This window comes from Pseudomonas persica (assembly GCF_900291015.1).
Classification (GTDB): Bacteria; Pseudomonadota; Gammaproteobacteria; order Pseudomonadales; family Pseudomonadaceae; genus Aquipseudomonas.
On the sequence record NZ_OLKL01000091.1, the window covers coordinates 1 to 292 of the forward strand.

Below are 292 nucleotides of genomic sequence, written 5' to 3' on the forward strand. Positions count from 1 at the left end.
CGATCGGCCAGCCCTGGCGGATGCCGGTATCCATGCCGCTGCCCGGTTCCAGCTCGTCATGGGTCACCGTCAGCTTGACCATGTCCTCATACGGCACGATCTCGAACGTCACCCGGCTGTAGGCCTTCGGGTTGTCCGCCTGCGAGGCGGCAGCCCAGGTGATCACCAGCCGCGAGGGTGGGGTGTTTTCCACCACTTCGCCTACCAGTTCGACCTTGCGCTCGTCGTTGGCGCGCACGTGCTGCCAGCGCGAGCCGGGTTTCCAGTCCGATACGTTTTCATGGCCCCAGTA

At 64.7% G+C, this 292-nt stretch carries 1 protein-coding gene; it reads right to left on the reverse strand.

Annotation, left to right across the window (positions count from 1 at the left end; all coding sequences use genetic code 11):
• Positions 1 to 292 (reverse strand): SRPBCC domain-containing protein (locus FQ664_RS25825; RefSeq protein WP_178091066.1); only part of this gene is annotated, 292 nt, incomplete at both ends.